Here is a 23,120-nt window from a genome sequence, read left to right as displayed (position 1 = left end):
AAGCTGGGCTTCATCGTTCGACTTGCATGTGTTAAGCACGCCGCCAGCGTTCGTCCTGAGCCAGGATCAAACTCTCCGTAAAAAAATTACGACCTCCCATCCCGAAGAACGGGAGAGTCAAGTTTGACCTCTAGCAAATAAGACATCTCTCCGACCCGAAGGCCGGAAGCTGACATCAATTTCCAAAGGAATCCCAACCCGATCCGAAGATCAAGGCCGGGGTATAAAATTGGCATTGAACATAGTGCACGCTGTTGAGTTCTCAAGAATCGGACACATCCCGCCTCCACACCAGAACGGTGCTTCACAACGGAAGTGATCGAAGATGTTGTTGCTTGCGTCATACGCGTCTTCTCGGTAGACTAGGAGAAGTTTCTTTCTCCCTGTCGCCGTGGCAACTTGTATAACTTAGCACATCCGCAGGCCGTGTCAAATCCGGCTTCTTCGCTATGCCGTCACGCTCGTAGGCGCTCCGACGTTGCTCGGTTCAGGACCTGAATCCTGCGCCGGGCGGCGAAGTTGCTGGATCCGAGGGATCCTGCGAAGGCTTTACATCCGTGCGGCAGACCTGCTCCGAAGAGCTGTCTTGCCGAGTGGATGGTCCCGATTGAGGCCGGGACGTAGGAGCTGCTGCTCTTTCCGTTTCCCTGCGGCCTTTGTGGCGACTCGGAATAAGTTACGCAGCGATCGCGGTGCTGTCAAACGAGGGGCCGAAATCGCGCATCCCGGGCGTGTCGGTATCGAGGGTCCTCCCCGTCGGCGCCCCGTTCGGCGGAAGGGAACCGGGGTCCGGCCCGGCTGCACCGCAGGGCAGCGGGGTCTCCCATCCGGCGGTGTCCCGCTCCGCCCCGAGGAAGGACCACCCCCGGAGACGACGAGGAGCGCGCGACCCGGATCGCTCCGGTACCGCGCGCTCCTCCCCGGAGACGACGAGGAGCGCGCGACCCGGATCGCTCCGGTACCGCGCGCTCCTCGGGGGGATGCCGGGACTACGCCCCGATGCCGACCGCCTCGGGCGAGACGTCCGCACCGGGAGCCGACGGCGCGAGCGCCTCGGCGACGCGCTGCGAGAGCGACGAGTCGACGTTCGCCCAGTACTGGAGCACGCGCTGGCGCAGCTCCGGACGGGTGACCTTCGACACGTGGCCGGCGATGTTCGCGACCAGGCGGGCACGCGCATCGTCGTCGAGGACCTCGCGGTAGAGCGTCCCCGCCTGACCGAAGTCGTCGTCCTCCGGGTGCAGGGTCGCCGCGGCGCGGGTCAGCTCGCCGTCGGTCTCCCAGCCGGCCGACTCCGCCGCCCGGGCGGGATCGGCGTGGGCGCCGCCCATCGTGTTCGGCGCGTAGACGGGCACCTCGGACTTCTGGAAGTCGAACCGCATGGGCCCGTCCTTCGAGTACGAGTGCACCGGCGACTTCGGCGCGTTCACCGGCAGCTGCGCGTGGTTGGTCCCCACGCGGTAGCGGTGCGCGTCGGCGTAGCTGAAGATGCGCGCGAGCAGCATCTTGTCGGGGCTCGCCGCGATCCCGGGCACGAAGTTCGAGGGGGCGAACGCCGCCTGCTCGATCTGCGCGAAGTAGTTCTCCGGGTTCCGGTCGAGCGTCATGGTGCCGACCTCGATCAGCGGGTAGTCCGCGTGGGGCCAGACCTTGGTGAGGTCGAACGGGTTGAACCGGTAGCTCTTCGCGTCCTCGTACGGCATGACCTGCACGGACAGCGTCCAGGAGGGGAAGTCGCCGCGGTCGATCGCGGAGGACAGATCGCGGATGTGGAAGTCCGCGTCCTCTCCGGCGATCTGGTCGGCCTGCTCCTGGCTGAGGATCTCGACGCCCTGGTCGGTCGTGAAGTGGTACTTGACCCAGAATCGCTCGCCGGCCGCGTTGATCCACTGGTAGGTGTGCGAGCCGAAGCCGTCCATGTGCCGCCACGAGGAGGGCAGGCCCCGGTCGCCCATGAGCCAGGTGACCTGGTGGGCCGACTCGGGCGAGAGGGTCCAGAAGTCCCACTGCATGTCGTGGTCGCGCAGGTGGCTGCCCGGCAGGCGCTTCTGCGAGCGGATGAAGTCGGGGAACTTGATGCCGTCCCGGATGAAGAAGACGGGGGTGTTGTTGCCGACGAGGTCGTAGTTGCCCTCGCTCGTGTAGAACTTCAGCGCGAAGCCGCGGGGGTCGCGCCAGGTGTCGGGCGAGCCCTGCTCTCCGGCGACGGTGGAGAAGCGCGCGAGCATCTCGGTCTCGACTCCGGGCTGGAAGAGCGCGGCGCGCGTGTAGGCGCTGACATCGGCGGTGGTGGTGAAGCGGCCGAACGCGCCGCCGCCCTTGGCGTGGACGACCCGCTCCGGGATGCGCTCGCGGTTGAACTGGGCCAGCTTCTCGACGAGGTAGTGGTCGTGGAGTGCGAGGGGTCCGTCTGCTCCGACGCTCAGCGAGTGGTCGTCACTGGCGACCGGTGCTCCGGAGTTCGTGGTGGTGAATCGTTCCTCGGTCATGTTCCTCCTGTCGGCGGAGGGCACGGGGCCCGCCGCGGCGGTGTTGCGGATGTCGGTCAGTGGGCCAGGGCCAGGCAGTCGGGGCAGGTGCCCCAGAAGGTGACGTCGGCGGTGTCGACGGCGAAGCCGCTCGCGGTCTGCGGATGCAGGCACGGCGCCTCCCCCACGACGCAGTCGACGTCGGCCACGGCCCCGCAGCGCCGGCACACCACGTGGTGGTGGTTGTCGCCGACCCGCAGCTCGAACCGGCGGGGGTGCCCCTCCGGCTCGATGCGACGGACGATGCCCGCGTCGGTGAACGCCGACAGGACTCCGTAGACCGCCTGGGCCGAAGCCTCGGGCAGGCCTTCGCGCACCCGGGCCAGGACCGCGTCGACCCCGGAGTGCGGGTGCTCCTCGAGGGCGAGGATCACCGCGCGCCGGGTGGCGGTGACCTTGAGCCCGGAGGCTCGGAGCCGCTCGTCCACTGTCGTCATGACGAGGACACTACCGGAGTTGTCTTGAACGGATCAAAACAACGGGTGGCGTGGCGCACCCGTCCCGGTGAACGGCCGGGAACGCTCCGGAGGCTCCGATCAGGCGACCGGGCCCTCGACCAGCACGACCTGGGCGGAGCGGGGGGCACCCGCGGTGTCGGTCCACGAGATCGTCACCGACTCCCCGGGCTCGCGCTGCGCGAGCGAGGCGGACAGCTGGTCGGCCGAGGCGATGCCGACGCCGTCGACCGCGGTGACGACGTCCCCCGCCTCGAGGCCCGCCCGCGCGGCCGGCCCGCCCTCGACGACTCCGCCGATCACGGCACCGGCCGCGGTGGTCGCGAGCGCGCGCGAGGTCGGCGACGCGGTGCCGGAGGAGAGGGAGACGCCGAGGAAGGCCGGGTATCCGATCTCGACGGTCGCCGTGTCGGCGCCCGCCTCGATGGTGGCGACGATGTCCAGGGCCTTCGAGATCGGGATCGCGAAGCCGGTGATGTCGGTCGTGCCGCTGGAGGCGGCGGTGTCCATCCCCACGACGCGTCCGGCGGAGTCGACGAGCGGGCCGCCGGAGTCGCCCGAGACGATGTCGGCGTCCGTCTGGATCAGGCCGGTCAGCGTCTCGGCGGTGATCCCCGACTCGGAGCGGGTGGTGATCTGCTGGTCGAGAGCGGTCACCGAGCCGGAGGCGGCGACCAGGTCGCCCGTTCCTCCCGCGTTGCCGACGGCCGTCACGGTGTCGCCCAGGGCGACTCCGTCGGTGTCGAGCGAGGCCGGAGTGAGACCGGAGGCGTCCTCCAGCTGCAGGACGGCGACGTCGTTCGTCGCGTCGGTGCCGACGACGCGGGCGGTGTAGCTGCGCCCGGTGGACTCCACCGTGACCGAGATCGCGGTGGCACCCTCGACGACGTGGTTGTTGGTGAGGATCATGCCGTCGGAGGTGAGGATCATGCCGGTACCGGCCGAGCGGGCACCCTGGTAGGTGAGCTCGGAGGTGATCGTGACGACGCCGGCGGTCTGCGCGGTGCTCGCGGCCACGGCGTCGGTCGCGCCGGTGGCGGGCTCGGAGGCGGAGGATCCGCCCTGCGTCGACCCGAACGGGGAGGAGCCGCCCTGCGACGATCCGCCCTGCGTCGATCCACCCCAGGAGGGGACGATCACGTATCCGCCGCCGAAGGATCCCCGCGAGCCGCCGGGGTAGACGATCGTGGTGGCGCCGGCCGAGGCCGAGGAGGCCGCCTCGGTGCGGCCGGCGGTGGCGACTCCGCCCGCCGTCACTCCGATCAGCACGGCCAGGCCGAGGCCCCCGGCGATCAGCGCCCGACGGCGACGGCGCCGGTCGTCCGCGCGCAGCGCGCGCACCTCGTCGGCGCCCGTCGCCTCCGTGGTGACGGGCTGGTCGGTGAGCTCTCGCTCGTCGGATTCGTGTCGCTCGTTCATGGTGTCGTCCTCGTGCCGGGGCCGCCCCTGACGGCGACCGGTTCCCATTCCACGCCCGGCCTCCCCGCGCTGCCTGGACGCGCCTTATGCGGTTCCTATGAACGCTCGCCTCCCCTAATAGTTGTAGCGTCAACCAAAAGCGGGTAGCGTCTCCGCCGTGACCACCTCCTCCCCCGACCTGCTCGCTCCCGACACCGCGATGGGCGCGGTGACCCTCCGCGTCGCCGACCTCGACGGGATGATCGCCTACTACCGCGACGCCGTGACGCTCGAGCTGCTCTCGCACGACGGCCCGGTCGCGGTGCTCGGCCGCGGCGGAGTGCCGGCCGTGATCCTCCAGCACGCGCCCGAGCTGGTGCACGCCTCGCCGCGCAGCGCCGGCCTCTTCCACACGGCGATCCTCTTCGAATCGGAGGCGGCGCTCGCCGCGGCCGTGTACAGCGTCGCGACCCGGCACCCCGGCTCCTTCACCGGCAGCTCCGACCACCTCGTCAGCAAGGCCTTCTACTTCGACGACCCCGAGCACAACGGCGTCGAGCTCTACTGGGACCGCGACCGCACCCAGTGGTCGTGGACGCACGGGCGGATCGAGATGGGCACGCTCTTCCTCGACCCGAACGCGTTCCTGCAGGAGCACCTCACCGAGGAGTCGATCGCCCAGCCGCGCCTCGGCGGCGCCTCCGTCGGCCACGTGCACCTGAGCGTGGGCGACGTCGCCACCGCGAAGGAGTTCTACGTCGACCGGCTCGGCTTCGAGACGACGATCGCGTACGGCGGGCAGGCGCTCTTCGTCTCGGCGGGCGGCTACCACCACCACATGGCGATGAACACCTGGAACTCGGCGGGCGCCGGACGCCGGCAGCAGGCCCTCGGCCTCGGACAGGTCGAGATCGTGGTGCCCGGCGCCGACGACCTCGGCGCGCTCGGCGAGCGGCTGGCCCGCTCCGGAGTCGCCGCGCGCGACGACGGCCGCACCCTCGCCTTCGAGGATCCGTGGGCGAACGCGATCCGCGTCACGACCTCCTGAGCCGCCGCCGACCGCGGGGGACCCCGCGGGTACGATGAGTGACGCGGAAGACCGCACTCCCCCGAGACTCCGGAGAACACGGTGCCCACGATCGTCGTTGAAGTCATGCCCAAGGCCGAGCTGCTCGACCCGCAGGGGAAGGCCGTGGCCGGCGCACTCGCGCGGCTGGGCCACTCCGCTCTGCACGGCGTCCGGGTGGGCAAGCGCTTCGAGATCACCGTCGACGAGGTGACCGACGAGGTGCGCGCCTCGGTGCAGCGCATCGCCGACGAGATGCTGTCGAACTCGGTGATCGAGGACGTCGTCGGGATCCACTACCCGGCGGAGGCCGCCCGATGAGGATCGGCGTCATCACCTTCCCCGGCTCGCTCGACGACCGCGACGCCCAGCGCGCCGTCCGGTTCGCGGGTGCCGAGCCGGTCGCGCTCTGGCACGGCGACCACGACCTCGACGGGGTCGACGCGATCGTCCTGCCCGGCGGGTTCTCCTACGGCGACTACCTGCGCTGCGGCGCCATCGCCTCGCACTCCCCGATCATGCGCGAGGTCGTCGACGCCGCGAACGCCGGGACCCCGGTCCTCGGCATCTGCAACGGCTTCCAGATGCTCACGGAGGCGCACCTGCTGCCCGGCGGCCTGATCGCGAACGACATCGGCTCCTTCGTCTGCCGCGACCAGCGCCTGCTCGTCGCGAGCACCGAGACCGCCTGGACGAACGGCTTCGAGCCCGGCCAGGAGATCACCATCCCGCTGAAGAACGGCGAGGGCGGCTACATCGCCTCGGCCGAGACGCTGCTGGAGCTCGAGGCGGAGGGACGCGTCGTCGTGCGCTACCTCGGCCACAACCCGAACGGCTCGATGAACGACATCGCCGGCATCAGCAACCGCCGCGGCAACGTGGTCGGCCTCATGCCGCACCCGGAGCACGCCGTCGAGGAGGGCTTCGGTCCCGACACGGCCGCCGCGATGCGCTCCGGAGTCGACGGGCTGACCTTCTTCACCTCCGCGCTGCGCTCGCTGCTCGCCTCCGCCTGACACATCCGGCCCGGGTCCGCCCGGGGCACGACGAACGAGACCCCCGGCTCCAGCGGCCGGGGGTCCCGTTCGTCTCGAGCGGCCTGCGCGGCCGCCCGGCTCAGGCCGCGACGAGCTTCGCCAGGTAGGTCGCGGGCTTGAGGGACAGGCGGGGCTCCGCCTGACGGAAGGCGTGGATGGCGGCCACCTGCTTCCGGGGCTCGATCCCGCGCTCGGCGAGGACGCCACGACCCCAGTCGACCGCTGACGCGACGGCCGCGGGGGTGGTCGATGTCCCGTCTCCGAAGAGGGAGACGAGCTCCTCGGTCGGGTCGGCGTGGTCTCCGAGGAGACCGCTGAGGGGAGATGCCATGGTGAGTTCCCTTCTCTCGTCGTGAGGTGCGCGCCGGGAGGGCCGCTCCTCCATCGTCGGTGCCCACCCTCAGCGAAGTCCGGGAACGGAGAAACCGGCACGGGACGGCGAGGAACCGTGCCGACGCTTCTGCCGGGCGGGGCGGTGTCTCGGCGGACGGGCCGGCGGGTCGGCCGTCAGGGGCCGGTGAGCACCTCGGGCTCGGGGGTCATCGAGAGGGTGGGGATCGAGGCGGTGATCACGGTTCCGTCGGAGCGGCGGGTGCCCTCGATGTCGGACGTGGTCGGCGCGCCGTGCAGGCGGCGGCCCTGGTGGGTCAGCGTCACGCGCACCGGGCTGCCCGCCGCGACGTGCACCCGCTCGTCGCGGACGGTGATCGTCGCGGAGTCGCCGGTCTCGACGGTCAGCAGGACCTCGGTCTGCGTCACCTCGACCCGCACGCGCGTGCCGTGGAGGGTGATGCGGAAGGCGAGGCGGTCCCAGTCGTCGGGCAGGCGCGGGTCGAGCGTGATCCGCCCGCCGTGGTCCCGCATCCCGCCGAAGCCGTAGACGAGGGCGCTCCAGACGCCGCCGGTCGAGGCGACGTGGATGCCGTCGGCGGTGTTGCGGTGCAGGTCGGCCAGGTCGACGAAGAGCGCCGACAGGAAGTAGTGGCGGGCCAGGTCGCTGTAGCCGACCTCGGCGGCGATGATCGACTGCACGACGGCCGAGAGGGTCGAGTCGCCCGTGGTCAGCGCGTCGTAGTACTCGAAGTCGGCGCGCTTCTGCTCGGCGGTGAACTCGTTGCCCTGCAGCAGCAGCGCGAGCACGACGTCGGCCTGCTTGAGGACCTGGAAGCGGTAGATCACCAGCGGGTGGAAGTGCAGCAGCAGCGGGCGCTTGCTCGCCGGGGTGTTCTCGAGGTCCCACAGCTCCTTCTCGAGGAAGGCCGCGTCCTGCGGGTGGATGCCCGCCCGAGCGTCGAAGGGGATGTGCATCTTCTCGGCGGCGCGCGCCCACTCGAGCACCTCGCCCTCGTCGAGAGCGAGGCGGTCGGCCATCCGCTCGTACGCGGCGGGCTCGACGGCCTTCAGCAGCTCGACGGCGCGGGCGGCCGAGCGCAGGTTCGCCCGGGCCATGACGTTCGTGTACAGGTTGTCGTTGACGACCGTCGTGTACTCGTCCGGCCCCGTCACTCCGTGGATGTGGAAGTGGTCGTCGCCGTTGCTGCGCCAGAAGCCCAGGTCGGCCCACATCCGAGCGGTCTCGACGAGGATGTCGATCGCTCCGCGGGCGAGGAAGTCGTCGTCGCCCGTCGCTCCCACGTACTGCATGAGCGCGTAGGAGATGTCGGCGTCGATGTGGTACTGCGCGGTGCCGGCGGCGTAGTAGGCCGACGACTCCTGCCCGTTGATGGTGCGCCAGGGGAACAGCGCGCCGCGCTGGTTGAGCTCCGAGGCGCGCGCGCGGGCCGCCTCGAGCATGTTCTGCCGGAAGCGCAGGGCGTTCCGGGCGACGAGGGGCGCCGTGTAGCTGAGGAACGGGAGGACGTAGACCTCGGTGTCCCAGAAGTAGTGGCCGCCGTAGCCGGAGCCCGAGACGCCCTTGGCCGCGACTCCGCCGCCGTCGGTGCGGGCGGTGGACTGGGCGAGCTGGAAGAGGTTCCAGCGGGTCGCCTGCTGGATCGCGGGCTGGCCGTCCAGCTGCACATCGGAGCGGGTCCAGAAGTCGTCGAGCCACTCGCGCTGCTTGACGAACTGCTCCTCGACCGGCGTCTCGCGGGCGCGGTCGAGCGTGCGGTCGCAGCGGTCGGCGAGCTCGCGCACGGGCACGCCGCGGGAGGTGTGGTAGGTCAGCGTCTTGACCAGGCGGACCGGCCGGCCGGCCTTGGCCTTCACGCGGTAGACGTGCTTGGCGAGGTCGTCGTCGATCTGGGAGGTCTGGTCCCACTCGTTCTCGGTCTCGAGCTGGTGCTCGGCGCCGCACGCGACGGTCATCTGCGAGTTGGTGGTGCGGTAGCCGAGGAGGTAGCGGGTGCCGCTGACGCGCTTGAGGCGCGGCTGGAGGACGCGGTCCTCGAACGACTCCGCCTTGCGCGGGTCGAAGCCCGCGCCCTCGCTGCCGGAGGGGGCGTGGTACTCGTCCACGCCGTCCTGGCGGTTGAGGATCTGGCTCGAGATCAGCACCGACGCGTCGTGGTCGAGCATCTCGACCTCGTAGTCGAGGATCGCGAGGTGCCGGTCGGTGAACGAGACCAGGCGGCGCGAGCGGATGAGGACGCGCTTGCCGGACGGGGTGCGCCACTCCAGCTCGCGGGTGAGCACGCCGTTCGCGAAGTCGAGACGGCGCGAGTAGGCGAGGACGTCCGCCTCGCTCAGCACGAAGGGCTCGTCGTCGACGTAGAGGCGGATGATCTTGGCGTCCGGCACGTTGACGATGGTCTGGCCGACGCGGGCGAAGCCGAACGCCTCCTCCGCATGACGGATGGGCCAGGTCTCGTGGAACCCGTTGATGAAGGTGCCGTAGGCGTAGCCGTCGCGCCCCTCCTCCACGTTGCCGCGGAGGCCGAGGTAGCCGTTGCCGGTGGCGAAGAGCGTCTCGGTGCGGCCCTGCAGCTCGGAGGCGAACTCGGTCTCGACGAGGGCCCACTCGTCGATCGGGAAGCGGTTCCGGTCGAGCGGGTCGGAGGTGATGGGGTTCATGCGGCGTCCTCGGGGGCGGGAGCGGTGGGGAGGAAGGGGAGCAGCTCGGCCAGGTCGTCCACGACCAGGTCGGCGCCGTGCTCGAGCAGGGTGTCGGCCCCGACTCCGCGGTCGACCCCGACGACGAGGCCGAAGCCGCCCGCCCGGCCGGCCGCGACTCCGGAGTGGGCGTCCTCGAGGACGGCGCACTCGGCGGCCGGGAGGCCGAGGAGCTCGGCCGCGTAGAGGTAGGTGTCGGGCGCGGGCTTGCCGGCGATCGAGCGCTCGGCGGCGAGGAGCCCGTCCACGACGACCTCGAAGCGGTCGCGGAGGCCGGCCGCCTCGAGCACCGGCACGCCGTTGCGGGAGGAGGTGACGACGGCGACCTGCACGCCCGCGGCGATCGCGGCGTCGACGAAGCGGAGCGAGCCCGGGTAGGGAGCGACGCCCGTCTCGGCGAGGGTGCGGTTGAAGGCGTCGTTCTTGCGGTTGCCGAGCCCGCAGACGGTCTCGAGCGACGGGTCGTCCTCCGGCGTGCCCTCGGGGAGGGTGATGCCGCGCGAGGCGAGGAGCGCCCGGACGCCGTCGTAGCGCGGGCGTCCGTCGATGTGGCGGAAGTAGTCGGCGTCCGTGTAGCCCTCGGCGACGCCGCGCGAGGAGAGGTACTCGGTGAACAGCCGCGACCAGGCCTGCATGTGGACGTCGGCGGTCGGCGTGAGCACGCCGTCGAGGTCGAACAGGAGCGCGCGGACACCGCGGAGGGCGGAGGCGTCGAGGCGCGTCGGGGATGCAGTCACGGCGGGGAGGACCTCTGATCGGGGGCAGGCGTTCGGCGGTTCCGCCGATGACGGTCGTCCGCCGCGGACTGCAGGTATCGTATACGCCCCCCGGCCGCCGTGTGGAACCGTTTACACGTCCGTCATCTGCGCGCCGCCGGGGGCGTCGATCCGCTCGGGGGCGAGGCGGTGCCGCCCGAGGGGGAGCATGAGCGGAGTGCCCGAGGTCGGGTCGGTGATGATGCGGCTGTCGAGGCCGAAGACGGCGAGCACCGTCTCCTCGGTGAGCACCGCGGCCGGGGTGCCGGAGGCGTGCACCGCGCCGTGCGCGATCGCCACGAGGTGGTCGGCGTAGCGGGCGGCCAGGTTGAGGTCGTGCAGGACCATCACCACCGTCGTCCCGCGGGTGCGGTTGAGGTCGACGAGCAGGTCGAGAACCTCGATCTGGTGGCTGACGTCGAGGAAGGTGGTCGGCTCGTCCAGCAGCAGCACGTCCGTCTCCTGCGCGAGGGCCATCGCGATCCAGACGCGCTGGCGCTGCCCGCCGCTGAGCTCGTCGACGGAGCGGTCGGCCAGGGCGGCGGTGTCCGTCGCGTCGAGCGCGGTCGCGACGGCCTCGTCGTCGTGCGCGCTCCAACGGCTCAGCATCCCCTGGTGCGGATGGCGGCCGCGGCCGACGAGATCCGCGACGGTGATGCCCTCCGGGGCGATCGGCGACTGCGGGAGGAGGCCGAGCGTGCGGGCGAGCTGCTTCGCGGGCGTCCGGTGCACGGCCCGCCCGTCGAGCAGCACGGCGCCGGAGCGGGGCGCGAGCAGGCGCGACATCGAGCGCAGGAGCGTCGACTTGCCGCAGGCGTTCGCTCCGACGATCGCGGTGATGCGGCCGGGCGGGACGACGAGGTCGAGGCCGTCGACGACCGTCCGGTCGCCGTAGCCGAGGGTGACCCCCTCGGCCGTCAGGGTGTGCGCGGTGGTCACAGTGAGCCTCCCGCTCGGTTGCTGCGGACGATGAGGTAGACGAGGTACGGCGCCCCGAGCACGCCGGTGACCACTCCGACCGGGTAGCGCAGGCCCAGCCCGAACTGCCCGACGAAGTCGGCGACGAGCACGAGGAGCGCGCCGACGAGGGCCGAGGGGATGAGGAGCGAGGCGCCGGGCCCGATCAGGCGGGCGGCGATCGGCCCGGAGAGGAAGGCCACGAAGGCGATCGGGCCGGCGGCGGCGGTCGCGAAGGCGATCAGCCCGACCGCCGCGACGATCACGACCAGGCGGGTGGCGTTCACGCGGATGCCGAGCGCGGAGGCGGTGTCGTCGCCGAGCTGGGTGGCGGAGAGGTCGCGCGAGCGGGAGAGCAGGACGGGAGTGAGGACGACGACCGCGGCGAGGACCGGCACGACCTCGCTCCAGCTCGCGCCGTTGAGGCTCCCGGTGAGCCAGCGGGACGCCTCCTGCAGGTCCCACGCGGCGGCCTGCGAGAGCACGTAGGCGGTGAGGGAGTCGAGCATCGCGGCGACCCCGATGCCGATCAGGATCAGCCGCGTGCCGGCCACTCCGCTGCGGTAGGACAGGGCGTAGACGAGCAGCGCGACCACGAGTCCCGCGACGATCGCGAGGGCCGAGACCTGCGCGGCTCCGAGCGAGAGCGTCACGATCGCGAAGGCGGCGGCAGCGCTCGCCCCGGCGCTGATCCCGATGATGTCGGGGCTGGCGAGCGGATTGCGGAGCATGGTCTGGAAGCTCACTCCGCCGAGACCGAAGCACAGGCCCACCAGCAGCGCGAGCACGGCGCGCGGGAGGCGGAGCCGTCCGACGGTGAAGCCCGCGCCGGGCACCTGCTCGCCGAGGATCACGCGCAGCACCTCGTCGGGCGAGTAGACGGTCTGGCCGACCAGCAGGGAGACGGCGAAGGCGGCCGCGATCAGGACCACGAGGACGGCGACGACGATACGGCGCCGGGCCCCGCGGCGGCGGCGGCCGGCCGCGACGGCGCGGGCGGTGGCGGAGGGCGCCTCGAGCAGCGCGGTCACAGCTCGCGCACCTTCTGGCGGCGGACGATCGCGATGAACACCGGGGCGCCGACCAGCGCGGTGACGATGCCCACGTCGATCTCGCTCGGGCGCGCGACGACGCGGCCGACGATGTCCGCCGCGATCAGGAGCACGGCGCCGGTCACCGCCGAGAACGGCAGCAGCCAGCGGTGGTCCACGCCGACGAGGAGGCGGCAGGCGTGCGGGACGACCAGGCCGACGAAGCCGATGGGCCCCGTGACCGCGGTCGTCGCTCCGCAGAGCACGACCGCGCCCAGGGCGGCACCGCCGCGCGCGAGGGCGACCCGCTCCCCCAGGCCCGCGGCGAGCTCGTCGCCCAGCGCGAGCGTGTTGAGGCTCTTGGCCGAGAGCACGCAGAGGACGAGGCCGGCCAGGAGGAAGGGGAGCACCTGCGCGATGCTCGCGGACGTCGCGCCGCCGACTCCGCCGATCTGCCAGGAGCGGATGCCGCCCGCGATGTCGGCGCGCGGCAGGACGATCGCACTGATCACCGAGACCAGCGCGGCCGAGGTGGCGGCCCCCGCCAGGGCGAGCGTGAGCGGAGTCGCACCGCCGCGCCCCAGCGAGCCGACCGTGTAGACGAAGACCGCGGCGACCGCGGCCCCGCCGATCGCGACCCAGACGTAGGCGGCGGAGCTGCTCAGCCCGAAGAAGACGATGCCCGTCACGACCGCGAGCGAGGCCCCGGTGTTCACCCCGAGGATGCCGGGGTCGGCCAGCGGATTGCGGGTCACCCCCTGCATCAGCACGCCGGCGACGCCGAGGGCCGCACCCGCGATCGCGGCGAGCACGGTGCGCGGGATGCGCTTGGCGACCGCGGCCTGCGCGAATCCGTCCGTGGACCCGCCGAACGCGGCGACCACGTCGCTCCACGCCACCTCCCGCGACCCCACCAGCACCGAGACCACGGCGGCGGCGAGCAGCACGGCCACGGCCGCGAGCAGCCAGAGGGCGCGCAGCCGCCTCGGGCGGCGCACGGCGGCGACGCCCGAGGCGGCGGGAGGAGCGGCGAGGGTCACGCGGATCGCGTTCCGGCTCAGGCGGCCGGAGTGCTCTGCGCGGCCTTGGCGGCGGCCTCGTCGAGCATGTCCAGGTAGTCGTCGAGGACCCACGAGATCGAGAGCGGCGTCGGGTTGGCGGCGGTGCCGAGCGGAGTGGAGGGCAGGCGCACGATGGCGTCGGCGGCGACCGCGGGGATCTGCGAGAGCAGCGGGTCCGCCTTGAGGGTGCTCACGAGCTCGTCGTCTCCGTAGGTGACGATCACGTCGACGTCGCTGAAGGCGTCGGCCTGCTCGGCGCTCTGCGTGAGCGAGAACGTGTCGGTCGCGGCGGAGGCGGTGGCGATGCTGCCGGGAGTGGCCATGCCGAGGTCCTCGAAGAACGCGGGGCGGGTGTCGTGCGACGTGTAGAAGCTGACCTGGCTGAGGTCGGTCGGGTCGACGTGGGTGAGGAACATCGCCGAGGTGCCGGCCAGCCGCGGGTGCGCGGCGACCTTCTCCTCGATCTCGCCCTCGAGCTCGGTGATGAGGGCGGCGCCCTCGTCGGCCCTGCCCATCGCCTCGCTGTTCAGCGTGATCATGTCGCGCCAGGAGGTGCCCCAGGCGGTCTCGGGGTAGGCGACGACGGGGGCGATCCCGCTCAGGGTGTCGTAGTCCTCCTGCGTGAGGCCGGAGTAGGCGGCGAGGATGACGTCGGGGTCGGTGTCCGAGACGGCCTCGAAGTCGATGCCGTCGGTCTCGTCGAAGAGGACGGGGGTCTCGGCGCCGAGCTCGTCGAGCTTCTCGCTCACCCAGGGGAGGAGCCCGTCGCCGTCGTCGTCGCCGAAGTTGGCGGCGGCCATGCCCACGGGGACGACGCCCAGCGCGAGCGGGACCTCGTGGTTGGCCCAGTTGACGGTCGCCACGCGCTCGGGCGCCGACTCGATGGTGGTGGTGCCGAGGGCGTGCTCGATCGTGATCGGCGTGAAGCCGCTGTCGGAGGCGGCGTCGTCCCCGGCGGCCGAGCCGCTGCAGCCGGCGAGGCCGATCGTCAGCGCGGTGACGGCGAGCAGGGCGAGGGGCGTGGTGGCGCGGGGCATGGGTCCCTTTCGAGAGGCTGTGCGGGAGGCGGCGCAGGGTCCGAGCGGACCGGCACTAAGGACAGCCTAACCAAAGAATGTGCGTGCTCTCAGTCGGGAGCTGTCCCGAACCGAGGTCAGGAGCGCCCCGGACGGCCCTTCGAGGGCACCGGGCGCATTCCGACCTCGGTTGCAGACATCAGGCCCTCGCGAGCTTCTCGACGGTGCGCAGGTTCCGCGTCGTGGTGGTCGAGCGGTAGGCGGAGCGGGCGAGGACCTTCGCGACCGGGGTGTCCGTCGAGGAGCCGCGCGGGCAGCGCCAGTAGAGGACGCCGGCGCCCCGAGCGACGAGCTCGACCGCAGGATCGGGCTCGCCGATCGCGGCCTGCGCGGCGTCGAGCGCCTCCTCGTCGGAGCCGAAGACGACGTAGGGATGCGCCTCCTCGTCGATCCGCGGGAACGGGTAGGCGGCGAGCACGGCGGCGAGCGCCTCCTGCGGGACCAGCACGATCCACGCGTCGTAGCCGAACCGCTCGGCGAGCGCCGCCTCGAGCGCGGGCTTCAGCTCGGCAGCCGGGCGGTCGGAGTCGAAGGCCGCGTTGCCGCTCGCGAGGACCGTCCGCACCCGCTCCCCTCCGACGCCGGCGACCGTCTCGGCGAGCTCGGCGCTGCGGACGGTGCGGCCGTTGACGTTCACTCCGCGGAGGAGGGCGAGGAAGCGGGTCATGCGGCCGACGGTAGCGTGACGGCATGGCGCGCGGAAGCGGACGACGACGACCCCGGCGGACCCTCGAGGAGGAGATCCTGCGGGCGAGCGAGCGCGGCCCCGGGGCGAGGACGCGCGCGGAGGCCGTCCCTCCCTCCGGACGCCGCCTGGTGCTGCCGCCCGGGTCGGGCACGCTGCTCGGCGTCGACGTGGACGCGCTGGTGGCGCTCGCCGCGCGCGAGGACCTGCTCGTGGCGCTGGAGCGGCGGGTCGGCGAGCACGCGGTGGCCGCGACCCCGGTGCTCTCGTGGTGGTCGGCGACGCCGTCGGTGCCGGGCGAGGAGGAGGAGCGCCGGCTCGACGCGCTCGTGCTGCGGGCGGTGGAGCTCGGCGAGGGACCGGCGCACGACGTCGACTCGCGGCTCCGGGAGCTGGCGCGGACGGGCGGACTCGACGAGCTGGGGGCCGCGCTGGCGCTGCTCGCCCGGGTGCCGGATCCGCCGGCGGCGTTCCAGGATCCGGACGGGTTCCTGCGCGTGACGGTCCCGGAGTCGCCGTTCGAGCGTCGGCTCGAGGTCCTCGCGGAGGCGCAGGGCGGGCCGGGCGAGCTCCTCGTGCTGCTGCGCGACTGCGCGTTCACCGCGACGCTGCCGCGGCGGCGCGCGGCGATCGCGGCGATGAGCGGGCGGATCCGGGCGGCCGCGGACCCGGGGCGCCTCGACTCCCGGCGGCTGGACGAGCTCGCGGAGGCGGTGGACGCGGCCCTCGAGAAGCGGTGGACCGTGCTCTGACGCCGACCCTGTCTCGGGATGCGCCGGTCCGCGGTCCCGGCGCACCCGCGGCGGTGACCGTTCGCGCAGCGGTTCAGCCCCCGCGCACCCCGGGTGAATAGGCTGGACGGATGCCTCTCACCGGTCTCGACCTCCGCCGCTTCCCCGCCGCCCTGAACGATGAGGGCGGTCCCGACGCCGCCACCGCCGCGTGGGCCACCGCGATCAATGCGGGCTTCCACGAGAAGGAGTTCACGCCGGAGAAGCTGCGCGACTGGGCCGAGCACATGGTCGCCGATCAGCGCGTGCTCACCGCGGTCGTCGACTCCTCCGCCCCCGAGGGCCTCGACGGCGCGGGCGTGCCGGTCGGCACCTATGCGGCGTTCCCCGGAGCCCTGCAGGTGGGCGGCGGACGCGAGCTGCCGGCGCACCTGGTGTCGCAGGTGACCGTGCGGCCCACGCACCGGCGCCGCGGCATCCTGCGCGCGATGATCACCGAGGACCTGCGCCTGGCGAAGGAGGCCGGCACCCCGGTCGCCGCGCTCACGGCGAGCGAGGCCTCCATCTACCGCCGGTTCGGCTTCGGCCGCTCGGCCTTCACCCGCTCGATCCGCGTCGACACCGGGCCGCGCTTCGGCCTGCAGACCGAGCCCGCCGGCCGCGTCGAGGTCGTCGCGACGAGCTGGCTGCAGCCGCGCATCCCCGCGGTGTTCGCCGCGTTCCAGGCGTCGACCCCCGGCTCGCTGACCCGGCAGTCGCGCTACGAGGCGAACTCCGTCGGCACCGCGTCCGGCGAGACCACGCCCGGCCTCGACGTCCGCTCGGCCGTCCACCTCGACGAGGAGGGGACGCTCGACGGCTTCGTGACCTACCGCGCGGTCGGGCCCGAGGACGACAAGACCCTCGAGATCGTCGACCTCGTCGCCCCCGGCGCCGACGCCTACCTCGCACTCTGGGGCTACCTCGGTGCGGTCGACCTCGCCTCCGCGGTGACCTGGGACATGGCGCCGGTGGACGATCCGCTGACCTGGGCGCTCCGCGACGCGCGCGTGGTGCAGGTGAGCCACGTGGGAGATCTGATCTGGCTGCGGATCCTCGACGTCGCCGCCGCGTTCTCGGCCCGGCCGTGGACCGCGGACGGCTCGGTCGCGGTCGAGGTGGCCGACGGACTCGGGCTCGCCGACGGCCGCTACCGCCTCACCGCCGCGGGCGGCTCCGCCACCGTGGAGCGCACCGAGGACGAGGCCGAGCTCGCGCTGGACGTGGCCGACCTGGGCTCGCTGCTGCTGGGCTCGGTGCGGCCGTCGATCCTGGCGAAGGCCGGGCTGGCGCGCCTCACGGGCGAGGCGGGGCGGATGGACCGGCTGTTCGCACCGATCGCGACGCCGTACTGCATCTCGTTCTTCTAGGCCTGCGCGGCGCTCCCCCTCCGCTGCGAACGGTTCCTTTGAAGCGCTGCGGCTGTGCGATCTGCAGGCGGCTGTGCCATCTGCAGGCGGCTGTGCGATCTGCAGGCGCTGAGCGTGCCGTCTGCAGGAGAGCGTGCGATCTGCAGGCGCTCAGCGTGCCGTCTGCAGGAGAGCGTGCGATCTGCAGGCGCTCAGCGTGCCGTCTGCAGGAGAGCCGCGCGCGATCGGGCATTCCTCCGCATGAATGACGGCTGGAGCCCGGGTTCCCCTGCAAACGGCACACTCCCCTGCGAATCGCGCACACCGCCCGTAGCGCACCCCTGCGAATCACACGGGCCACCTGCGAACCGCACGCCGCCCTGCGAATCGCGCGCGCATTCCCTGCGAACCGCACACCGCCCTGCGAACCACGCGCTCACTCCCCCTGACAACCGCGCACCCTCGGCGAACCGCACGCACACCCCCTGCGAACCGCACGCACACCCCCTGCGAACCGCACGCACACCCCCCTGCGAACCGCAGACCGCCCGGCGAACCGCACGCAGACCCCTGCGAACCGCACGCGCACCGCACAACCCCCTGCGAACCGCACGCCGCCCCGCGAACCGCACGCACACCCCCTGCGAACCGCACGCGCACCGCACAACCCCCTGCGAACCGCACGCCGCCCCGCGAACCGCACGCACACCCCCTGCAAACCGCACGCGCACCGCACCACCCCGCGCACCGCAGCCGCCGCGGACTGCCAGCCGCCTCCGGGCGTCCGCGCATCCCGCGTCGGTCATGCTGGAGGACCCGTCCCCGACACCGGCAGGAGTTCCGCGTGGGTGCATCCGTGATCGTCGACGTCATCGTCGTGCTGAGCCTCATCGGCGCGCTCGTCGACGGCCTGCGGCGCGGCCTGCTCCGGACCCTCGGCGGTCTCGCCGGGATCGTCGCGGGCGCGATCGGCGCCTCGTTCGCCGTGCCCGCCGTCTCGTCGTGGACGGCCGGCAGCGAGTGGCGCCTGCTCGCCGTGATCGGCACCGCCGTGCTGCTGCTGGGCGTCGGCTACGCGATCGGAGCGACGCTCGGCGCGGTCATCGGCCGGGGGGCCGACAGGGTCAAGCTCGGCCTGCTCGACCGGCTCGCGGGCGGCGTCGCCGGCGTCGCGATCTCCGGCCTGGTCTGGATCGCCGTCACCTCGGCCGTCTCCCTCCTCGGCGTCGCCCTCGTCACGACCTCGGTCGCCGGCTCGACCGTCATCCGCACGATCGACGACCTCACCCCCTCCCCCGTCCGCGCCTTCCTCGCGCAGCTGCAGTCGACGGTGGTCGACGAGGGCACCTCCTGGGTCGTCGAGGCGCTCGACGCTCCGACCCGGGCGCCCGCGATCCCGGACGTCTCGACCGACGACCCCGAGGTGGCCGCCGCCACCCGCTCGGTCGTCCGCGTCTCCGGCACGGCCTGGGCCTGCGACGTCGGAGTGACGGGCAGCGGCTTCGTCGTCTCGGACGACCGCGTGATCACCAACGCCCATGTGGTCGGCGGAGTCTCACAGCCGGTCGTCGAGGCGCCGGGCGAGGCCCCGCGCACCGGCCGTGTCGTCTACCTGGACCCGGCCGCCGACCTCGCCGTGATCGCCGTCGACGGGCTCGACGCCTCCCCGCTCCCGCTCGACGACGCCGTCGCCGCCGGGGACGGCGCCGTGGTCGCGGGCTACCCCTTCGGCGGCCCGCTGACGCTCGGCTCGGCCGAGATCTCCTCCGACGCCACGGTCTCGCTGATGGTCGACGGAGCGCCGACCTCGCGCGAGGTGCTGACCCTCGCCGCCGTCGTCAACCAGGGCAACTCGGGGGGCCCGCTGCTCTCTCTCGAGGGGACCGTGTCGGGCGTCGTCTTCGGCAAGGCCGCCTCCGTCGACAACGTCGGCTACGCCATCCCGCTCTCGGTCCTCACTCCCGTGGTCGAGCAGGCCGCGTCGCTGACGGACGCCGTGGATCCGGGGGCCTGCCGCTCGAAGTGAGCGGTCACGGGAGCGGCCCGTCGACCAGCACGAGGGTGAGGTCGTCGAGCCGCACCGTCTCGGGCCGCGCCGACTCGAGGTAGGCGGACACGCGCGGATCGACGGGGAAGCGCGCCGACCGCTCGATCGCGATGGCGACGATCCCGGCGGACGACGGATCGGTCGTCACCCGGTCGCCGATGTAGGGCACGTAGACGCCCGAGGACATGCCCTGCGCGAGGACCAGGCCGCCGTCGAGGCCGCGCTCGCGCAGCACGTCGGCCACCCGCGCGATCCCGGTCGGCCGCTCCTGGGCGATCCCCGCCGAGGTGGCGGTCGCGATCACGAGGGACGCGGCCAGCAGCACGGCGCCGGCGCCGCGGGCGAGGGGCGCGGGCAGCACGATCCCGCCGCGCAGCGCCTCCGCGATGCCGATGCCCGCCAGCGCGCAGAGCAGCCAGGCCCACGCCGCGTAGTAGTGCGGCAGCGCGACCGAGCTGATCGCCAGGTGGAACACGAGGAGGAGCAGCGTCGCGGCGCCCAGGTAGAGCACCAGCGCGCGGCGCCGCGGAGCGAGCAGGGCCAGCAGGGTCCCGAGGAGCAGCACGGCGAGCGCCGCCGGCCCGATGCCGACGAGCATGAACCAGAGGTTCGCCCACCACGGCGGGAAGACGTACGCGGTCCCGGCGACCTCGATCAGGTGGCCGTCGGCGTTGTGCTCGGACTGGAACTCGAGCAGGTACCGGATCGCCTCGACCGGATGCACCGGCAGGTAGGCGAGCACCCCGGTGACGACGAACGCGACGGAGAGGGCGAGGCCGCCCCGCAGAGCCCGGGCCCTGCTCCCCGACCACAGCAGCGGCAGGAGGAGCACCGGCGCGAGGACCGCCGTGGTCAGCTTCGAGGTGACCGAGAGCGCCAGCAGCGCCCCGGCCAGCGCGATCAGCCAACCGCTCCGCCTGCCCGGGGAGGCACGCGACCAGGTCCACGCCGCGGCCATCGCCGCGACGGCGAAGAGCACCATGAACGGCTCCAGGAGCGCGAGGCGGTCGATCCGCGTGCCGGCTCCCACGGCGGTGCGCGGGAGGAGGAGGAACAGGCCGGCCGGGACGAGGGCGAGCGTCGGGCCGAGCTCGCGCCGGAACCAGAGCCAGAGCACCACCCCGGTGAGGAACGCGGCCGCGCCGGCGGCGATCCTGCCCGCGAGCAGCCCCTCGCCGAGCAGCACCTGCGCGAGCCCGATCAGGTACTTCGCCGTCGGCGGATGCTCGAGGTTCGCGCTCACGTCGCCGTGCAGGTAGTCCCACCCGGCGGCGAGGTACACGGGCTCGTCCGACGAGATGTTCGCCGCTCCGAGGTTCCCGAAGCACTGGTAGAGCCCCCACAGCACGGTCCCGATCAGAGCCGCCCGCTTCACCCGCCCGATCCTAGGCGCCGGTGCCCGCACCGCTCCACAGGAGGGCCCGGGCCGCGGCGACGGCGGCGGGTAGGATCGACGCGCATCCCGTCCCCCTCCCCTGGAGCCTCCAGCACATGGCAGACAGCCGCACCGCCGTTCCCGACACCACTGCGAACGCGGAGGCGACGCCCGAGCGGGAGCAGCCCTACGCGGCCCTCGGACTCAAGCCCGACGAGTACGCGAGCATCCGCGAGATCCTCGGCCGCCGCCCCACGAGCGGCGAGCTCGCGATGTACTCGGTGATGTGGAGCGAGCACTGCTCCTACAAGTCGTCGAAGATGTACCTCCGCCAGTTCGGGCAGAAGGTCTCGCCCGCCATGAAGAAGAACCTCATGGTCGGCATGGGCGAGAACGCCGGAGTGGTCGACGTCGGCGAGGGCTGGGCCGTCACCTTCAAGATCGAGAGCCACAACCACCCGAGCTACATCGAGCCCTTCCAGGGCGCGGCGACGGGAGTGGGCGGCATCGTCCGCGACATCATCTCGATGGGCGCGCGGCCGGTCGCGGTCATGGACGCGCTGCGCTTCGGGGCGATCGACGACCCCGACACCGCGCGCGTCGTGCACGGAGTCGTCGCCGGCATCTCCTTCTACGGAAACTGCCTCGGCCTGCCGAACATCGGCGGCGAGACCTACTTCGACTCGGTCTACCAGGGCAACCCTCTCGTGAACGCGCTGGCCGTCGGCGTCCTCCGCCACGAGGACCTGCACCTCGCGAACGCCCGCGGCGTCGGCAACAAGGTCGTGCTCTTCGGGGCGCGCACCGGAGGCGACGGCATCGGCGGCGCGTCGATCCTCGCCTCCGACACCTTCGCCGACGGCGGACCGACCAAGCGCCCCGCGGTGCAGGTCGGCGACCCGTTCGCCGAGAAGGTGCTCATCGAGTGCTGTCTCGAGCTCTTCCGCAAGGACCTCGTCGAGGGCATCCAGGATCTGGGCGCCGCGGGCATCTCGTGCGCCACCTCGGAGCTGGCCTCCAACGGCGACGGCGGCATGTTCATCGAGCTCGACTCGGTGCTGCTGCGCGACCCCTCGCTCACGGCGGAGGAGATCCTCATGTCGGAGTCGCAGGAGCGGATGATGGCCGTCGTCACGCCCGAGAAGCTCGACGCGTTCCTCGAGGTCGTCGGCAAGTGGGACGTCGAGACCAGCGTCCTCGGCGAGGTCACCGACTCCGGCCGCCTGATCATCCACTGGCACGGCGAGGAGATCGTCAACGTCGACCCGCGCACCGTCGCGGTCGACGGCCCGGTCTACGAGCGCCCGATCGAGTACCCCTCCTGGCTCGACGCGCTGCAGGCCGACTCCTCCTCCCGCCTGCCCCGCTCGACCGGGGGCGACGCGCTGCGCGCCGAGACCCTGGCGCTCCTGGGCTCGGCGAATCTCGCGGACAAGAGCTGGATCACCTCGCAGTACGACCGCTACGTGCTCGGCAACACCGCCCTCAGCTACCCCGACGACGGCGGCATGGTCCGCGTCGACGAGGAGTCGGGCCTCGGCTTCGCGGTCGCGACCGACGCGAACGGCCGCTGGTGCCAGCTCGACCCGGCGCAGGGCGCCCGCCTGGCGCTGGCGGAGGCGTTCCGCAACGTCGCCGTCACCGGAGCGACCCCGGTCGCCGTCTCGGACTGCCTCAACTTCGGCAGCCCCGAGAACCCCGAGGTGATGTGGCAGTTCCGCGAGGCCGTGGGCGCGCTCGCCGACGCCTGCCTCGAGCTCGAGATCCCCGTCACCGGCGGCAACGTCTCGTTCTACAACCAGACCGGCGACGTGCCGATCTTCCCGACCCCCGTCGTCGGCGTCCTCGGCGTGATCGACGACGTCGCGCGCCGCATCCCCTCCGGCTGGCAGGACGAGGGCGACAACCTCTACCTCCTCGGCACCACCCGCGACGAGCTCGACGGCTCCGCGTGGGCCGGCACGATCCACGACCACCTCGGCGGGCTGCCCCCGCAGCTCGACCTGGCCGCCGAGCGCGCACTGGCCGAGCTGATCTCGGCGGGCGCGAAGGAGTCGCTCATCGCCTCCGCCCACGACCTCGCCGACGGCGGGCTCGTGGTGGCGCTGGCCGAGTCGGCCCTGCGCTTCGGCGTCGGGGCGCGCATCTGGCTCGACGAGCTGATGGAGCGCGACGGCGTCGACGCGACGGCCGCGCTGTTCTCGGAGTCGACCGGCCGCGTGCTCGTGTCGGTGCCGCGCGAGGACGACGTGAAGTTCCGCGGGCTCTGCGAGGGCCGGGGCTACCCGGTGCTGCGCATCGGCGTGACCGACGCGGCGACCCCCGCGGTCGAGGTGCAGGGCCTGTTCACGCTGCCGCTGGACGAGCTGCGCTCGGTGAACGGTGCCGTGCTGCCGCGCCACTTCGGCTGAGCCTCCGCACATCCCGAGACCGCAGGAGTCGCGGTGGTCGAGCCGGACCACCGCGACTCCTGCGTTCC

The 23,120-nt window shown here is 72.5% G+C and carries 19 protein-coding genes and 1 rRNA gene; 7 read left to right on the top strand and 13 right to left on the bottom strand.

Going from position 1 to position 23,120, the window contains the following annotated elements; translation table 11 throughout:
- From C5D44_RS11290 to C5D44_RS11275, 4 genes are all read right to left on the bottom strand, one after another.
- A 16S ribosomal RNA gene (locus tag C5D44_RS11290) occupies nt 1-82 on the bottom strand; the annotation flags it as partial.
- A 907-nt stretch (nt 83-989) separates the two neighbouring features.
- Nucleotides 990-2,489, bottom strand: coding sequence for a catalase (locus C5D44_RS11285; protein ID WP_104277582.1), 1,500 nt, complete (start codon nt 2,487-2,489; stop codon nt 990-992).
- A 56-nt stretch (nt 2,490-2,545) separates the two neighbouring features.
- Nucleotides 2,546-2,965 carry a Fur family transcriptional regulator gene (locus C5D44_RS11280; RefSeq protein WP_104281700.1) on the bottom strand — a complete coding sequence of 140 codons (420 nt, stop codon included), beginning with the start codon at nt 2,963-2,965 and terminating at the stop codon, nt 2,546-2,548.
- A gap of 99 nt (nt 2,966-3,064) precedes the next feature.
- Nucleotides 3,065-4,402 carry a S1C family serine protease gene (locus C5D44_RS11275; RefSeq protein WP_104281699.1) on the bottom strand — a complete coding sequence of 446 codons (1,338 nt, stop codon included), beginning with the start codon at nt 4,400-4,402 and terminating at the stop codon, nt 3,065-3,067.
- Between the two features lie 199 nt (nt 4,403-4,601).
- Here C5D44_RS11275 and C5D44_RS11270 point away from each other — a divergent pair, with 199 nt between their 5' ends.
- The 3 genes from C5D44_RS11270 (at nt 4,602) to purQ (ending at nt 6,463) form a co-directional block, all read left to right on the top strand.
- Nucleotides 4,602-5,429 (top strand): VOC family protein, encoded by an 828-nt coding sequence (locus tag C5D44_RS11270; protein ID WP_104281701.1) that lies wholly within the window; start codon nt 4,602-4,604, stop codon nt 5,427-5,429.
- Nucleotides 5,430-5,510: 81 nt separating this feature from the next.
- Complete coding sequence (gene purS / locus C5D44_RS11265) at nt 5,511-5,768, top strand: phosphoribosylformylglycinamidine synthase subunit PurS (protein WP_104222736.1); 258 nt, start codon at nt 5,511-5,513, stop codon at nt 5,766-5,768.
- A complete protein-coding gene (gene purQ / locus C5D44_RS11260; RefSeq protein WP_104277579.1) occupies nt 5,765-6,463 on the top strand; it encodes a phosphoribosylformylglycinamidine synthase subunit PurQ in 699 nt (232 codons plus the stop codon). The genes purS and purQ overlap by 4 nt, the downstream gene beginning before the upstream one ends.
- A 100-nt stretch (nt 6,464-6,563) precedes the next feature.
- On the opposite strand, the gene C5D44_RS11255 is transcribed toward purQ, so the two are convergent.
- The 8 genes from C5D44_RS11255 to C5D44_RS11220 all read right to left on the bottom strand — a co-directional run bounded on the left by C5D44_RS11255 (nt 6,564) and on the right by C5D44_RS11220 (nt 15,082).
- Nucleotides 6,564-6,815 (bottom strand): hypothetical protein, encoded by a 252-nt coding sequence (locus C5D44_RS11255; RefSeq protein ID WP_104281698.1) that lies wholly within the window; start codon nt 6,813-6,815, stop codon nt 6,564-6,566.
- A gap of 176 nt (nt 6,816-6,991) precedes the next feature.
- Complete coding sequence (locus tag C5D44_RS11250) at nt 6,992-9,496, bottom strand: glycoside hydrolase family 65 protein (protein ID WP_104277577.1); 2,505 nt, start codon at nt 9,494-9,496, stop codon at nt 6,992-6,994.
- Nucleotides 9,493-10,272 carry an HAD family phosphatase gene (locus C5D44_RS11245; RefSeq protein ID WP_104281697.1) on the bottom strand — a complete coding sequence of 260 codons (780 nt, stop codon included), beginning with the start codon at nt 10,270-10,272 and terminating at the stop codon, nt 9,493-9,495. Before C5D44_RS11245 ends, C5D44_RS11250 begins: the two co-directional genes overlap by 4 nt.
- A gap of 111 nt (nt 10,273-10,383) precedes the next feature.
- Entirely contained in the window at nt 10,384-11,229 is an 846-nt protein-coding gene (locus C5D44_RS11240; protein ID WP_104273138.1) for an ABC transporter ATP-binding protein, read from the bottom strand.
- Entirely contained in the window at nt 11,226-12,278 is a 1,053-nt protein-coding gene (locus C5D44_RS11235; protein ID WP_258067414.1) for an iron chelate uptake ABC transporter family permease subunit, read from the bottom strand. The genes C5D44_RS11240 and C5D44_RS11235 overlap by 4 nt, the downstream gene beginning before the upstream one ends.
- Nucleotides 12,275-13,318 carry an iron ABC transporter permease gene (locus tag C5D44_RS11230; protein WP_104277575.1) on the bottom strand — a complete coding sequence of 348 codons (1,044 nt, stop codon included), beginning with the start codon at nt 13,316-13,318 and terminating at the stop codon, nt 12,275-12,277. The genes C5D44_RS11235 and C5D44_RS11230 overlap by 4 nt, the downstream gene beginning before the upstream one ends.
- A gap of 17 nt (nt 13,319-13,335) precedes the next feature.
- Entirely contained in the window at nt 13,336-14,376 is a 1,041-nt protein-coding gene (locus C5D44_RS11225; RefSeq protein WP_104281696.1) for an iron-siderophore ABC transporter substrate-binding protein, read from the bottom strand.
- A gap of 178 nt (nt 14,377-14,554) precedes the next feature.
- Nucleotides 14,555-15,082: a DUF1697 domain-containing protein gene (locus C5D44_RS11220; protein ID WP_104281695.1), complete on the bottom strand. Its 528-nt coding sequence runs from the start codon at nt 15,080-15,082 to the stop codon at nt 14,555-14,557.
- Between the two features lie 23 nt (nt 15,083-15,105).
- Between C5D44_RS11220 and C5D44_RS11215 the strand changes: the two genes are divergently transcribed.
- From C5D44_RS11215 to C5D44_RS11205, 3 genes are all read left to right on the top strand, one after another.
- On the top strand, nt 15,106-15,852 hold the full coding sequence (locus tag C5D44_RS11215) for a DUF2254 family protein (RefSeq protein ID WP_104281694.1): 747 nt from the start codon (nt 15,106-15,108) through the stop codon (nt 15,850-15,852).
- A gap of 110 nt (nt 15,853-15,962) precedes the next feature.
- Complete coding sequence (locus C5D44_RS11210; protein ID WP_104281693.1) at nt 15,963-17,240, top strand: GNAT family N-acetyltransferase; 1,278 nt, start codon at nt 15,963-15,965, stop codon at nt 17,238-17,240.
- Nucleotides 17,241-18,063: 823 nt separating this feature from the next.
- A complete protein-coding gene (locus C5D44_RS11205) occupies nt 18,064-19,245 on the top strand; it encodes a MarP family serine protease (RefSeq protein ID WP_258067957.1) in 1,182 nt (393 codons plus the stop codon).
- A 4-nt stretch (nt 19,246-19,249) separates the two neighbouring features.
- Here the strand turns inward: C5D44_RS11205 and C5D44_RS11200 are convergent, their stop codons facing one another.
- Nucleotides 19,250-20,641: a glycosyltransferase family 39 protein gene (locus tag C5D44_RS11200; protein ID WP_181118495.1), complete on the bottom strand. Its 1,392-nt coding sequence runs from the start codon at nt 20,639-20,641 to the stop codon at nt 19,250-19,252.
- Between the two features lie 116 nt (nt 20,642-20,757).
- On the opposite strand from C5D44_RS11200, the gene purL reads away from it, so the two are divergent.
- Nucleotides 20,758-23,052 carry a phosphoribosylformylglycinamidine synthase subunit PurL gene (gene purL / locus C5D44_RS11195; protein ID WP_104277569.1) on the top strand — a complete coding sequence of 765 codons (2,295 nt, stop codon included), beginning with the start codon at nt 20,758-20,760 and terminating at the stop codon, nt 23,050-23,052.
- Nucleotides 23,053-23,120 lie beyond the last annotated feature (68 nt).

Origin of the sequence: Rathayibacter sp. AY1B5, from assembly GCF_002932795.1 — a bacterium.
Taxonomy (GTDB): Bacteria; Actinomycetota; Actinomycetes; order Actinomycetales; family Microbacteriaceae; genus Rathayibacter.
Note: the sequence above shows the minus strand (reverse complement) of the source record. Positions and strands in the feature narration are given on the sequence as shown.